The organism is Waddlia chondrophila WSU 86-1044 (assembly GCF_000092785.1).
GTDB classification, from domain to species: domain Bacteria; phylum Chlamydiota; class Chlamydiia; order Chlamydiales; family Waddliaceae; genus Waddlia; species Waddlia chondrophila.
Genome location: NC_014225.1, coordinates 14,396 through 28,407 on the forward strand (window position 1 = coordinate 14,396; position 14,012 = coordinate 28,407).

11 protein-coding genes are annotated in these 14,012 nt (G+C 42.7%); 4 read left to right on the forward strand and 7 right to left on the reverse strand.

Annotated features, from left to right (window positions below; translation table 11 throughout):
- Positions 1–380: 380 nt before the first annotated feature.
- The 7 genes from WCW_RS00075 to thrS form a co-directional block, all read right to left on the reverse strand.
- Positions 381–692: a DUF952 domain-containing protein gene (locus WCW_RS00075; protein WP_041941423.1), complete on the reverse strand. Its 312-nt coding sequence runs from the start codon at positions 690–692 to the stop codon at positions 381–383.
- 186 nt (positions 693–878) lie between these two features.
- Positions 879–1,775, reverse strand: coding sequence for a twin-arginine translocase subunit TatC (tatC, locus tag WCW_RS00080; RefSeq protein ID WP_013181125.1), 897 nt, complete (start codon positions 1,773–1,775; stop codon positions 879–881).
- A complete protein-coding gene (tatA, locus tag WCW_RS00085) occupies positions 1,735–1,899 on the reverse strand; it encodes a twin-arginine translocase TatA/TatE family subunit (RefSeq protein ID WP_013181126.1) in 165 nt (54 codons plus the stop codon). Before tatA ends, tatC begins: the two co-directional genes overlap by 41 nt.
- The gene (gene purB, locus WCW_RS00090; RefSeq protein WP_013181127.1) at positions 1,896–3,302 is read right to left on the reverse strand and encodes an adenylosuccinate lyase; all 1,407 of its coding nucleotides are present in this window, start codon (positions 3,300–3,302) and stop codon (positions 1,896–1,898) included. The genes tatA and purB overlap by 4 nt, the downstream gene beginning before the upstream one ends.
- A complete protein-coding gene (locus WCW_RS00095) occupies positions 3,287–4,036 on the reverse strand; it encodes a pGP6-D family virulence protein (RefSeq protein ID WP_013181128.1) in 750 nt (249 codons plus the stop codon). The genes purB and WCW_RS00095 overlap by 16 nt, the downstream gene beginning before the upstream one ends.
- A 47-nt stretch (positions 4,037–4,083) precedes the next feature.
- The gene (locus WCW_RS00100; protein WP_013181129.1) at positions 4,084–4,851 is read right to left on the reverse strand and encodes a ParA family protein; all 768 of its coding nucleotides are present in this window, start codon (positions 4,849–4,851) and stop codon (positions 4,084–4,086) included.
- A gap of 1 nt (position 4,852) precedes the next feature.
- Entirely contained in the window at positions 4,853–6,781 is a 1,929-nt protein-coding gene (gene thrS / locus WCW_RS00105; RefSeq protein WP_013181130.1) for a threonine--tRNA ligase, read from the reverse strand.
- 123 nt (positions 6,782–6,904) lie between these two features.
- On the opposite strand from thrS, the gene WCW_RS00110 reads away from it, so the two are divergent.
- The 4 genes from WCW_RS00110 to WCW_RS00125 all read left to right on the forward strand — a co-directional run bounded on the left by WCW_RS00110 (position 6,905) and on the right by WCW_RS00125 (position 14,008).
- On the forward strand, positions 6,905–9,859 hold the full coding sequence (locus WCW_RS00110; RefSeq protein ID WP_013181131.1) for a hypothetical protein: 2,955 nt from the start codon (positions 6,905–6,907) through the stop codon (positions 9,857–9,859).
- Between the two features lie 645 nt (positions 9,860–10,504).
- Positions 10,505–11,473 (forward strand): hypothetical protein, encoded by a 969-nt coding sequence (locus tag WCW_RS00115; protein WP_013181132.1) that lies wholly within the window; start codon positions 10,505–10,507, stop codon positions 11,471–11,473.
- 17 nt (positions 11,474–11,490) lie between these two features.
- Positions 11,491–12,384 carry an FKBP-type peptidyl-prolyl cis-trans isomerase gene (locus WCW_RS00120; protein ID WP_162268165.1) on the forward strand — a complete coding sequence of 298 codons (894 nt, stop codon included), beginning with the start codon at positions 11,491–11,493 and terminating at the stop codon, positions 12,382–12,384.
- Positions 12,385–12,613: 229 nt separating this feature from the next.
- A complete protein-coding gene (locus WCW_RS00125) occupies positions 12,614–14,008 on the forward strand; it encodes a mannose-1-phosphate guanylyltransferase/mannose-6-phosphate isomerase (RefSeq protein WP_013181135.1) in 1,395 nt (464 codons plus the stop codon).
- The last annotated feature ends 4 nt before the right edge of the window (positions 14,009–14,012 follow it).

The following is a 14,012-nucleotide window of genomic DNA, read 5'->3' on the forward strand; positions in this document are numbered from 1 at the left end:
AAGCCAATTTGAAGGATATTGTCTCGCGAAAGTGGTAACACATTAATCCAGAAAGATATGCGTGCGGATTCTTGTGGTTCGACATAAGAGAGGCGAGCGGCGGGCATGTGTTTGTTGGGGCTCATCGTTCTTGTGAAGGAATGAAAATCAATCACAAAAAGGTGTATCGTATTGGTTTTTAAACATATCCGACGCGAGAAGGATTGTCGGAAAGTGGGTTCATGAATACGGTTCAATCCGATCGCATAGCGCCCTTGTAAGATTGACGCCGAACGAGCTGGCTGGCCAGCTCCGTGAAGGTTTGCATTCTAGCAAGAATGCGCTGCAAATAACAGGAACTTCTAGTTAAAGACCTTACAATGGGCAAGGCCACTGTGTTTCTATTTTTTTATGATTTTTGATTCAATCACAGCTTCTAATGGAATGGAGCCACCATAAAGATGGTAATATTTGTTTTCTCCACCAGGATTAGCTTCAAAGATCAATTTTCCAGGTAATTTTGCTATATCAATTTTCAAAATGACATATTCTGGAACTTTATCCCAATATTTGCCTACGATTCTATCAAGCTGATCTTCTCTTGCGAAATGAATAAAATCTTGATCGGCATCGGTTAGTTTAGCCGAGTCCATACCTCGACTTTTTTTCCAATTTTCTACAGGGAGGATTTTATAGAGGTATTGTGGAGTCATTTTATTTCTCAAAAAAATGTTGATTTGTATGCGACGGGATCATAGCAAATCAGCACATAAACTAAAACTTCCTTTAAGAAATTGAGTGAAAAAATCTGGGTGAGAGGATTCGAACTTCCTACCCTTTTACCTCATGCAAGTTTTTATACCATTTCTCATAGATAGTGAGTAGAGGAAATATGGATATCAATCATGGGTCAAAATTTGTGAACAACGGGATTTACGCCTGATCCGTGCATAAACGATGCCGAGTTCGTAAAATCCCATCAAAGGCAAGGCCATCATCACTTGAGTAAACACATCCGGAGGAGTGAGAATTGCGCTTAGTGTAAAAATTGAAACGATCACATGCTTGCGGTATTTACTCATTCCCTTTTCAGAAATTTTCCCGTAATGCACCAAAAAGAATAGCGCAACACAAGCCTCAAAAGCGATGGCATTGGCGGCTAACAAAATTAGAGTGTAGTTCAGGTAGTGTTCTAAACCCCAAACATTCATGCCAAGCTTGGCATTAAATCCGTTCAAGTACTGGTTCGCGATCGGTATGGTGAATAGATAACAGAATGTTACCCCCAAAAGTGAAAAACATAGAGAAAAGAGAGCAAATGGAATAAAAAGCCTCTTCTCGGAAGTGTGTAGGGCCGGCGCTACAAAGAGATAAATCCAGTAAAGCCAGATGGGAGCAGAAGATGCAGCTCCCACCCAAAAGCAAACCTTCAAAATCGTTGTTAATCCTTCGGAAGGACTAAAAATAGCAAGCTTCGGAGGGTGGGTTTCCGTCACGGTCAGGGATTCATTGGGAGCAAGGACGAGATAACGGTTGTCATGCTGCAAATAATAGGAAACGGGGTTACTGCTTGTATTGGTGATTTTAGATTGGGTGATCGATTCTGTCTTGATTGCGCTAGATTCCAGAGGGGAGGTAAAAAAATCGATGATTGGGCGATGAAAGAAAAGGACAACACTCATGGCCAGCGCTATTGTCGCTAGGACGCGGATTAAAGTCGATCGCAGGGCATCGACATGCCCCCAAAAATGATCGTTACTGCTTTCCATCGTTGTCGTCTGTCGTTTCTTCTCCATGAACTGCACGCTTGAACTCTCTAATCCCCTTGCCTAAGCTGCGGGCAAATTCAGGCAACTTCTTTCCACCAAAAAGAAGAAGAATTAAACATAAGATGACAATAACTTCAGCGCTTCCAATCATGAGAATTCCTCCAGTTGGGTTTTCACGGTCCTGATAAACTCTTTCACCTGTTCGGGAGAGCGGCCGATAAACGTTTTGACGTCAATAAGATCGGAAATGTCTTCACTTGTCAAGCCAAACTCGTTATCTGCTTTGATCCGTTCAAGTAAATGATTAGGCTCTCCTCTTTGCTTGATGCCATCCGCAGCAGCCTGGCTGTGGATACGGATCTTTTCATGCAATGATTGACGATCACCACCTTTTTTGACTGCCGACATCAAAATGTTCTCTGTTGCCATAAAAGGAAGCTCTTCTGCGATGTGCTTGTCAATGATTGCTTTATTGACAACTAAGTCTTTTGTTACTTTTTCCATGAGAATCAGTAGAGCGTCTGCTGTCAAAAAGGACTCGGCAAGCGACAACCGACGGTTGGCGGAATCGTCAAGAGATCTTTCAAGCCACTGCGTCGCATGAGTGTAGGCACCGTTTTGTGAAAGAGAGATCAAAAATCGCCCCAATGAGCAAATTCTTTCAGAAAGCATTGGATTGCGTTTATATGGCATGGCCGATGAGCCGATCTGATGACTTTCAAACGGCTCTTCCAGTTCCTTAAGGCCGGCAAGCAATCTAAGATCTGTCGCGAACTTGTGGCAGCTAGCTCCTAAATCCGCCATTGCATTCAACGTTTGTGTGTCTTGTTTACGGGTGTAGGTCTGACCTGAAACGGGGAATCGCCGGTCAAATCCCATTTTCTCAGAGACTCTCTCATCCAACTGTTTGACCTTGTCGTGGTTCCCATTAAATAGGGAAAGAAATGAGGCTTGAGTGCCTGTTGCGCCTTTAACACCAAGAAAACGAAGACGGCTTTTTCTATAGCTCAACTCTTCTAAATCCATAAACAAGTCTTGAGTCCAAAGAGATGCCCGTTTTCCTACTGTTGTCAACTGAGCGGGTTGAAAATGGGTAAATCCCAAACAGGCTGTTTCTTTATTCCGCAAGGAAAAGTCTGCTAAATTTGTAATCACCTGCTTGAGTCGTGAAATCAGAAGGGAAAGCGCTTGCTTGGCTTGAATCGTGTCAGTGTTGTCTGTAACAAAACAGGATGTGGCTCCAAGGTGGATGATTGACCTAGCGGAAGGACACTGGTCTCCATAAGCATAGATGTGAGCCATGACATCGTGATGGAGCTGGCTTTCATACCGATGAGCTAAGCCAAAGTCTATGGATTCAATACAGGAGGTCATCTCATCAATTTGCTTCTGGGAAATGTCTAATCCTAGCTCCTTTTCCGATTCTGCAAGGGCCACCCATAGGCGTCTCCAAGTAGAGTGCTTGAACTGAGGAGAAAACAGGCGGGACATCTCAACGCTTGCGTAACGAGATGTTAAAGGCGATTGATAAAGATCCGCTATCTCGTTTTGCATTCCTCAACCCACTCTTTGAATTCATCGATCATTTCGAAAATCGCGTTTTTCTGCGACTTGGTGATCCGGGCGTTGCGGCTTTTGACGTTTTGGATTAATCGGTAAAGGCTGTTGATGGTCGATTCCCCTATATTCCTTCTGCGCTTGTCATGGTCTTCCAGAGGAAAGGTTTCTCGGATAAGGTGCAGCACCTCAGACTTTGTCTCTCCATTATAATTTTCAACGATCTGCTGCTTTTTTTCCAATTCCCCTTCTCGGCTTGCGAGCGTGTAGACCGCTTGCCTTGGCATCGCCTCGATTTGAGGGTGAAGTCCTTTGGGCATCAAGGAGTAAAATTCATAGTATTGGAGGAAATTATAAGGTGTTTGCCTATTGCCATATGCGGCTATCAACCAGGATGTGAAAGCCCCTTCTTGATAGTTTGTTAGGACCCTTTGCGCCTTTTTGATTCTTTCCCCATGCAGCAGCGCTGCCTGATGGTTGATCGCTTTGACCTCCGATGTGATTGCAACCAGCTCGGAAAAGTCGGTATTGATGCTTCCTTTTCCTGTCGAGTATTCGTAGAGGATGGCTTCGATGAAATCTTTTTCACCCTGATTGAGTTCAGAAACTGTGAAAATTCCGGAAAAACTGGAAAGGTTTCCCCGTGCGGACTGCTTGGCCATCTCCGCCATTTTGGATGATTTTTCGGTCTTGTTCAATCGTTTGGTCAGTAGCTGGTTGACGTCTGACATCGTATCTCCTCTTGAGTCGGCTATCGCCATGTAAAGCGGCTTTACATCTAAAGCCTGTCTAAGATTTCTTTAGAAAGTGTCTTGTAGTCTTGCGCTGCTCTTGATTTGGGAGCTGTTTCAAACAAAGGTTTTCCAAAAATAGAGGCTTCGGAAACAGCGATATCCCGTCTAACTTTAGTCTTTAGTACTTTTTGGGGAAATGTCTTTTCGATCACGTCAAGGAAGGTTGTATTGCTCTTTCCTCTTTGGTTCCAGAATGACAACACGACACCAAGTACATTTAAAGGGTGCCGTTGGCCGATGCTCTCGATAAATTGAGAAAGCCTTTCGAGCCCTTTGACGCTGTAAAATTCAGGAGTGGAACAGATCAGCGTGTGCTTTGCAGCAATCATGGCGGATTCTGTCAGCCAGCAAAGAGAAGGCGGGGTGTCGATGATCACTACATCATAATCGAGGGGTTCGATGATATCATGCAGACGCTCATGAGAATAGCGGTCAGCGGCTAGTGAACCGGTGACTTCGACTCTCTCCAGCCAAGTGTCTGCCGGAATGATATCGAGGTTTTTGACGTTTGTCGGCAGGATGACCTCTTTGACCTCTTTGTTTCCCTGGAGAACTGGAGCAAGACTGTCATGCTCATCTGGATCAAAACCCAGCCCTGTCGTTAAATTTGCCTGGGCATCGAAGTCGATAAGGAGTGTCTTCTGTTTATGGAATTGCGACAAAGCGGAACCTATATGAAGGGCTGTGGATGTCTTTGCCGTTCCCCCTTTAAAGCTGCTGATCGCGATCGCTATTTTCTTTCGGGTTGCCATATTACGACTCCTGTTTGTGAAAGGGAGACTTTAAACTTCTTTCCTCTTTCTCTTTCTTCAATGCGATGATAAACGCTTCCAGATCGATTTCTCCATGGACGACATTGTCTCTTGTACGCAGATTGAGAGTCTTATGCTCCATCTCTTTATCACCCACTGTCAAGATGTAGTTAATTTGCGTCAATTGAGCGGTGCGCACTTTTTTACTCACAGACTCTCCTGTAGCATCGATATCGACTCTAAATCCTTGTTGTTTAAGTTTCTGCATTAATTCATGCGCGTAGGGTTCATGTCTGTCGGCAACTGTGAGAATGCGCGCTTGCAAAGGGCTTATCCACAAGGGAAACTTTCCGGCAAAGTGTTCGATCAAGATTCCCATGAAGCGTTCAATTGAACCAAAAATGGCTCTGTGAAGCATCACCGGGCGGTGGCGTTCACCGTCAGAAGCGGTGTATTCAAGCGCAAAGCGTTGTGGAAGAGCCATATCTAACTGGATTGTTCCGCACTGCCATGTGCGGTTGATAGCGTCTCGGATATGGAAGTCGATTTTCGGCCCGTAAAACGCGCCGTCTCCTTCGTTGATTTTGTAATCGTGGCCCCATTTATCCAAAGCGTTTTTAAGCCCGGCGGTTGCTTGTTCCCATTCTTCATCTGTGCCGATGGTTCCTTTTTCCGGCCTGGTTGAAAGTTCCAGGTGATAACTTAGGCCGAATGTAGAGTAAAGTTTTTCGAATAGGTTGAGGAGAGAAAGGATTTCTCCCTCGATATCGGAAGGCTTCATAAAAATGTGGGCGTCATCTTGGTGAAAGCTCCGTACGCGGAAGAGTCCGGAAAGAGCTCCTGAAGGTTCGTAGCGGTGAACGTTTCCGATTTCAGCCACTCTCAATGGGAGCTCCCGATAGCTGTGCACATGACTTTTGTAGTAAAGCATGCATCCCGGGCAATTCATCGGTTTAATTGCATAATCATGATCTTCGATTTCAGAGGTAAACATGTTTTCGCGGTAGTTAAACCAATGGCCTGAGGTTTCCCACAACCCTCTGGAAAGCATGATTGGCGTTTTGATTTCGACGTAGTTTGCCGAGCCAAGACACTCCCTTAGATAGTTGGTCAATTCTGTCCAGACTGTCATTCCTTTGGGGTGGATGAATGGCATTCCCGCAGCTTCCTCCTTAAAGGAAAAAAGGTCGAGTTTAGAGCCGATCACGCGGTGGTCTCTTTTTTTTGCTTCCTCCATTTGATGCAGATACTCTTTTAAAAGCGCTCTGTCTGGAAATGACACGCCGTAGATGCGTGTCAGCATTTCGTTTTCCGAGTTTCCACGCCAGTAGGCGCCGGATGTCTTAGTAAGTTTGAAGGCTTTGATTTTCCCTAAATTAGGCAAATGAGGACCGCGGCAAAGGTCGAAAAATTCTCCTTGGCGGTAGCCGGAAAGCTCCTCTTCCTCGCTAAAACCGTCGATCATCTCGCATTTATAGGGATTGCTGGCAAAAGAGCTTTTCGCTTCGTTCTTAGTGTTGAACACTTCCCGTTCGGATTGATAATTTTCTTTGACGATTTTTTTCATCTCATTTTCGATTTTCTCAAAGTCGTTTTCAGAAATGCTCAGATCGGCAAAATCATAATAGAAGCCTGTTTCGATTGGAGGGCCGATGGTTGGTTTTGCATCGGGATAAATTCTAAGGACAGCTTGTGCAAGGACATGCGCCGACGTATGCCAAAAGATCTCTTTTCCTTCCCGATCGTCAAACGACCAGAAGACCACAAGGTCGCCGTCATTTAAAGGGGTTGCCAAATCAACGTTTTTTCCATTGATGTTGACTGCTAACGCTTGTTCAGGCCCTTTGAGATTCAGTTGGTTGGCTAAATCTTTGGCAGAGCTGCCATTGGGGGTCTCAATAGTGGAATTGTCTCGGAGTGTAATTTTCATTGTGTTCCGTTTTGATTTGAATAAATTTCCTTCGCGTGATTTTACACAAATAGCTTTTTTGGTTCATGGAGATTCTTTATAAAATCGACGGATTTCGGTATATTTGTACTAAAATTAGGTTTTATGTCGGATAATATTTTATCGGAGATCAATCTTCCTTTGGAAGATCCTCGCTTTTATGCTGAGGTTCATCGTGCTGTGTATCAAGCCGGGAAAAATCGGCGCAGATTAGAAGTTGATCAGCTCTTTGGAAAAGAGTATACGAAGCTTTCCCAACAGCTTGATATTTCCTTTTTACAAGAGAGTTGTTCTGTAAGAAACCAGTTAAAAACGCGCCGGTTGGCTCGTCTTCTGATAAACGATGAAGGTTTTTTGGATAAGAAAACGCTTGAAGAAGCTCTGAAAGCAGCAAAAAAATTTGTCTATCCATTGGGTCCGGACAGGCAATATGATGCAGTAAGAAACGAACACATTCTTAAGAGTTTGCAATACTTGCAGGACAATCCGAAAATTGAAAGGCAGCTGCTGTTGATTACCCGGCCGAACATGCACAAAATCGCAGAACAGATCATTAGAGATACACTGCAGCTTCCTCAGAAAACGATGATCACAGATGTTCATGCTCGCCAGGCGGCTTTAGCTGCGTGGCTTTGTTATTTGCGGCAAAACGTCGGATCGTGTTTTGCCACGGCTCCGGCGATTATTGTCCAAGGGGAGCAGCCTGAAGTTTTATTAAAAGATATTCAGGAAATGTTTGCTACAGGACGCCTGAGAAGAGTTGTTGAAGGAGAGGAGTATGCGGTTCCGATCAGTTATAGCTGGGGAGCCGGCGAGTTGCGGAAGATCTTCCTTTTCAGTCAGAACATGAATTTCGATGAGCCTGGCATTTGGAGCTCTCCCGGGTTGTTGCGGGCGCTTGTGAATGTGGGAGCGATCGATGAACGGCTACATTTAAATGATCAATTTGTGGTGTTGAAAGAGCTGATTAAAGCTGTTTTGGAAACCTGGGATGCTCCAGGAGGGTGGTTTTATGCAAACGCTGAGCAGGTTTTAGAAAAAATTTTGCTGCGCTATTTCGAACTCATTAAAGAAGATGTCGAAGAATTTTTGCTTCGGCCAAAAGGAATTGTGCACGACAGCTTGATGATGCATGTTGTGAAAGAAAGGGGGGCGTCTGCTGGAAAGTCGGATCGCTGCCGCCAATTTCTATCCGCTTTTGAACAGGCAAAAAACCATTTTAAATCGCTTTCGGAAAATGCGTTGCTTAAAACCTGGGAGTTCACGCTTGCTTCTTTTGCAGAAACAAAAGCGCAGTTTACGAAATGGAACCTTTATTCAAGCCTTGGGCTTAAGCCAGAAGATGCCGGAGGGATCGGTCCCCGTTTGTATGAAGTGATTAACCGTCTTCTTGAAGAGTGCAATGAAAAAGTCGGGAGATATCAGGAAGAGTATGAGGTGCTGTACAATCAGCTGCAGTATTTACGCCGCAGGTCCCGCAGCGTCGGATCGGAAAAAGATGCGCAATGGGTGAGAATAGAGTATCAATCAAAGGCAAATGAGTTTTATTCCATTGAAGCTTTGAGAGATAAATGGCACATGAAAGCGCGCCGCTACAGCCAGCTTTACGATGTGCTGATCGATTGGTACTATCGCCTGTTCCCTGAATATTTCCAAGAGGTGTACGATCCTGATATTCACGAAGTGACGTCCGGACCTTATGATGATAGCCCAGCTGGATTCAGGCTGCTCTATAAGTATGGGCGAAGCAATACTTCCCAGTGGGCGTTGATCCACAATCATACAGAATTTATCGATGCTCTTGTGAATTTTTTTACTGCTGCAGAGAGGGAGTTGTCCGCTTCGGATGAAATGAAAGAGTTTGAGGGAGATCTTGCAGAGATCACGACGCGGATTGTGACCCACATCCGTTCTGAGGAATTCCTTGAATCGGCATTCCATCGAATGGCGCACGTCCATGGCGCCCCCATTGTACGGGATCCATTGAAAAATATGGAAAAAATTCAAAAAAAGCCTTGGGTTTACACATCTGGGGGAGCGATAACGACTTTGATTAGCTGTTACTTTAGATTGGGGGAAAAGCCGAAGGATTTGTCGCGATGGGTAGAAAATGCGATGGAGCTGATGATTTTTCTGATCGATTGTGTAAAAGAAGCTCCGCAGCAGGTTCTCGATGAAGTTCTTGCGGAAGAAAATAAATCGTTTTTGATGCATTCTCCGACTCACGCCTTTTTGCTCAAACCTGGATTTCCCGATTTTCGGGAAGGATGGAAAAGCTCTGATTATACATTTTCCTGGGTGCGGGACAGATATGTAAAACCTGCTGAGGATTTTGTCAGGAGCATTTATCTTGATGATGAGAAGATGAAGTTCATTGTTGATGAATTAATGGAATATGTTCATCCGAATATCCGTCCTTACTTTAAACAAACGTTTTATGCGATCGGCGGTTCGATGAGTGCTCAAGATTTCCGTTATCACATGGTCGATACTATTGAAGTAACGCGAGGGCTTCAGATTGGAGGAAGGGGGTGCATCAGTGCGCAGCAGATCGATAGCGTGCTTTTTTCTACCCTTCCTTTAACTCCAGGCTATCAGCTTGTCGAACGGGTGGAGCGGATCATAGAGCGGCTCGTTGAGCTGACAGATGAGGAAAAAAAACAGGCCATTTCACTTTGCGAGCAGTTATCAGGAAAAATATCTGCTCCCAAATTTGTCAGCGCAAAAGGGCTGCAAGAGATCGTCAGATCCCTAATGATGCTGGTTAAGTTAGAAACGACAGGGAGTGTCAACTATCCTAAACTGATTGCTGAGATTGCTCAGCAAGAGGGATTTGCTCTTCCAAAACCTTTTGTTTTTGCCGATACCAACTGGGTAAAAAACTATTTTTCCTTCGTTGTTAATCCCGGCAACGGCAACCTTGAGCTTTGGCGCACAGATGATTTGGGAATCGTTGGAGAACCGATGAGTGAATGGAAAGGTTGGATAGATGGAACGCGGAAGAAACCCGATTGGGGAGTGTTTAACCGCGCCTACGAATATCGCTTAGGCCCGGAATAGGGGGGTGTGAATAGTAGTGAAAACCTGAGAGTTAATGATGTCAACCATTGAAATATGAAGTACATCCTAGACACAAATTAATTCTTAGGATTAAAATCCTTTTCATTAACATTTTTTCATATTTGATTTTTTTGAATATGGATAAAGTTTGGTAAACACACCCCAGAACAATTGAAAAAGAAGGTTTTCAAAATGAAGCAGTTCAAGTATTTTTTTTCTTATCTCTCTATTAAGCATTTCATTTAGTTTTGCTAGTACAGAAGATCCCCAACTAAAAAATAAAAAATATATTTCGACTGAATCTCTTGAGGTTGTTGATGGGCAACTATTCGTCATAGAAGATGATTGTTTTTTCAAACTTGATGCTCTGTATCAAGATGATCTAGGAATATTTATTATGGCAGGAATATATGGCGATTGTCCTAACGGACATCCTTATGCAGGGCCAGATGGTGGATGCACCGGCATAGACTGTCCATATAATTAAATGTGAAGCCCAAAGATTGAACAAATTCGAATAAAAAGACCTTGGTAAGTTTTGATTTGTTTGAGTATCAGAACTCAAGTTCCTCAAGGCTTGTCTGGTCTTTTTTATAAAATATATTGAAAAAATCGAAAAATATTTAAAAATTTTGAAAAATTATAATGAAATTTTTTCCTTTTCTCCGGTTGAGAATACAGGTAGCTTTTTTATTTGTATTTCATTTATCGGCAATTCATGCTGATGATGCCATTCCAAAATGGAAGCAGACCCTCCAATCCTTGACTACCACAGAAAAAAAATCTCTCGAAATTTATTTCAAAACGATGCTCGAAGACTCTGAAGGCGGGTTTGTTCTTTTTGGCTCTAAACCTGTTTGTTCTGAAGGAATCATGCACAACCCAAAATGCATACTTGAATGGATCGGGGGGAAAAGGCATGAAAAATCTGTAAATCTTTGGGAGGGAAGCCTTGTCTGGCAGCGCTATTTTGCCTCGCTCAATTCTGCTCGTTTAATCATTTCGTTTAAAGATCACCCTGATAGCTTGTATCCTGAATGGAGGCATCTGATCTGGATCAATCCTGATAAATTACAAGAAGTAGTGGAAAAAAATTTAATTCTTTTTCAGTACGTCTTGGGCCCTGATGTTACAGAAACAACGTTAATAGATATTTTGCGAGACAATTCTAAAGATTTTTTGAGTGACTACGCCTTGTTGGGAATTGCTCTGGGGTTTGGTACTCAAAATAGCTTGCATTATCGTAGGATCGAATGTATTGCCCGTTCGCTAAACAGTAGGGAGCTTCTTCCTCTAAAAAATCGATTCGAAAGATTGCAAATTTCCGATCCTTTTAAAGGACGGTATATGGGGTTTGATTTTGAGCCATCATTTGAAACTAATCCGGCATTTAACTTTTCAACTCTTTTGCAAGAGTATCAATTCCTTTGCGATAAACAGTTATCTTCACGAAAAATGGGGTGTGAAAAAATTCCGTTATTTTCTGTTTTTAACAAAAATGATGAAGAAACAGATCAAATTCTTAAGGCATATGAAACGCACTCCTCAAAGATTCAAGCTCTTTTAGAAAGCGATTGTTTTCTAGAAAAAATCCTTCAGGAGATTTTTGAATGACCTCGACAAAACGCTATTTGTTTTCCTTGCTGGTTATGGTTATAACTTTCTTTTCCTATTGTTTTTCTGAGTCTTCTCAAAAAACAACTCCTTCAGATTTAATTGCTTACGAAATCAAAAAAAATCTCCCCGATCAAAAATACCTTGACGCTATTATCGAGGGAATTGAGGCTTCAAGCCACAATGTGGCTGTATCGGAAGAAGAATATGAAGCGTTTTTTTCTGCTGGTTTGCAAGAAAGGCAATGGAAGTCGCAACAGAATTTGATTGCTTCAGAAAAGTGGATGTTGGAAAAATCGAATGAAAAAAATATTTCTATTATTACTCCCTCCGAATTGTTTTATCAAGTTGTTAAAGAAGGCGATGGTCAAACATTGTTAAGTTCTTCAGTTCGTGTAAGAATCAACTACCTTATTTTTAAGTTTAACAATCTTTTTCCCGAATCGTGTGGGAAAAAACAGGTTTTTGAGCTTTCTCATCTTGTTCCAGGTCTTTCCAGAGGGATGACTGAAATGAAAGAAGGAGAAATTCGAAAAATTTATATTCATCCTAAATATGCTTACGCTGATTCGAATACTTTCGATCCCAATTGCGCTATAGAAATTATTGTAGAACTTTTAAATATTCTTCCCGGTAGTGGTGATATTGCTTCTTTGGCTGCTGTGCCAACAACCAGTCATTCGGTTCTTTCTGACAATCATTTAAAGGAATCGCTAACAAAAAAATATTATGTTATAGGATGGCGTTTATGGAACCATTTAAAGTATGGCTATCACCTGTTCAATAAAGAAGAATTGATGGATTCATTAAGAAAAGAACAATTATTAGAAAATTTTTCCGAAATAGATAGAGAAGTCAACCGCATCCATTGGTTAATCTATCAACAACGTATCCAAGACCAAGGTCTATGAACTTACCCAACTAAGAGTGGGCAACCGTTCTCTAGTACTTTGTAAGCAAAGTTCTTGCAATAAATTTCCATTCTGAGCGTTCGTTGTTAATCCAGGCAACGGCAACCTTGAGCTTTGGCGCACAGATGAGCAAATGGAAAGGTTGGATAGATGGAACGCGGAAGAAACCCGATTGGGGAGTGTTTAATCGCACTTATGAATATCGTCTCAGCACGGAAAGGGAAGGTTTGTGAATATTTATCCTGTGATCTTATGCGGTGGAGAGGGAACTCGCCTATGGCCGATGTCGCGCCAATCGATGCCCAAGCAATTCCATAAAATTTTTTCTTCCAGAACCCTTTTACAAGAAACTGCTACTCTGCTTCATTCGATCAAAGACGCTTCGTCTCTTACGGTCATTTGTAATGAAGAGCATCGATTTATGGTAAGAGACGAATTTGAGGAAATGGGAATTTTTTCTCAAAGCATCATTTTAGAGCCATTGGGTCGCAATACAGCGCCAGCAATCGGCGTTGCAGCTTTCTTTGCACTTGAGAAAGATCCAGTTCTTCTTGTTTGTCCTTCCGATCATCTCATCAAAGATGCGGATGGTTTTCGATGCACTGTCGAAAAAGCGGCTCCATTGGCCGAAGAGGGGAAATTGGTGACGTTTGGCATCACTCCTTTTTTCCCCTCTTCCGAGTATGGATATATCAAAGCTGATGGACAAAAAATTGAAAAATTTATTGAAAAACCTTCAAAAGATAAAGCTGAAGAGTTGATCTGTTCGGGCCAATATTATTGGAACAGCGGTATTTTCATGGGAAAAGCTTCTACAATATTGGGAGAGTTGGAGAAGTTGGCTCCTGATATTTTCCATTTCACTAGACGTTCACTTGAAAATTCAAATGAAGATTTGGGCTTTATTCGTCTCGCCAGCGAAGTGTTTGCAGAGTGTCCGAATATCTCTTTTGATCATGCCGTTATGGAGAAAACTTCCATTGGAGCTGTTGTTCCTGCTCGTTTCGATTGGTCGGATATCGGTTCTTGGCCATCGATTTGGGAAAACTCCGATAAGGATAAGGCTGGAAATGTCTGTATTGGAGATGTCGAGGCCATTGATACTCGGAATTGCTACTTACGTTCAGAAAAAAAATTTGTTGTTGCGGTTGGAGTCAAAGATTTGATTGTGGTTGATACAGGAGATGCAATCTTGATTGCTGATAAATCGCATGCAGATCAGATTAAATCTACTGTACAGCGCCTCAAAGATGCGAAGCGTACGGAAGTTGAAAAGCATGAACGTCATTACCGTCCATGGGGATTTTATGAATCGTTGATCGTGGGGGACCGCTATCAAGTAAAGAAAATTGCCGTTAAGCCGGGGAGCAAGCTTTCTTTGCAGTACCATCATCATCGCGCTGAACATTGGGTCGTTGTCAGAGGGACAGCTAAAGCCACTCGAGGAAAAGAGGAGTTTTTCGTTTATGAGAATGAATCGACATTCATTCCTGTGCGGGAAGTTCATCGGTTAGAAAATCCAGGAAACACTCTGCTCGAAATGATCGAGGTTCAATCGGGAAACTACTTGGGTGAAGACGATATTGTCAGGCTCCAAGATGACTACCATCGCCTATTTTCTTGAGTAT

Excerpts from the sequence above, each read along its gene's own strand:
- WCW_RS00075 (WP_041941423.1), bottom strand. The coding sequence starts at position 692 with ATGACTCCACAATACCTCTATAAAATCCTCCCTGTAGAAAATTGGAAA.
- tatC (WP_013181125.1), bottom strand. The coding sequence starts at position 1,775 with ATGGAGAAGAAACGACAGACGACAACGATGGAAAGCAGTAACGATCAT.
- tatA (WP_013181126.1), bottom strand. The coding sequence starts at position 1,899 with ATGATTGGAAGCGCTGAAGTTATTGTCATCTTATGTTTAATTCTTCTT.
- purB (WP_013181127.1), bottom strand. The coding sequence starts at position 3,302 with ATGCAAAACGAGATAGCGGATCTTTATCAATCGCCTTTAACATCTCGT.
- WCW_RS00095 (WP_013181128.1), bottom strand. The coding sequence starts at position 4,036 with ATGTCAGACGTCAACCAGCTACTGACCAAACGATTGAACAAGACCGAA.
- WCW_RS00100 (WP_013181129.1), bottom strand. The coding sequence starts at position 4,851 with ATGGCAACCCGAAAGAAAATAGCGATCGCGATCAGCAGCTTTAAAGGG.
- thrS (WP_013181130.1), bottom strand. The coding sequence starts at position 6,781 with ATGAAAATTACACTCCGAGACAATTCCACTATTGAGACCCCCAATGGC.
- WCW_RS00110 (WP_013181131.1), top strand. The coding sequence starts at position 6,905 with ATGTCGGATAATATTTTATCGGAGATCAATCTTCCTTTGGAAGATCCT.
- WCW_RS00115 (WP_013181132.1), top strand. The coding sequence starts at position 10,505 with ATGAAATTTTTTCCTTTTCTCCGGTTGAGAATACAGGTAGCTTTTTTA.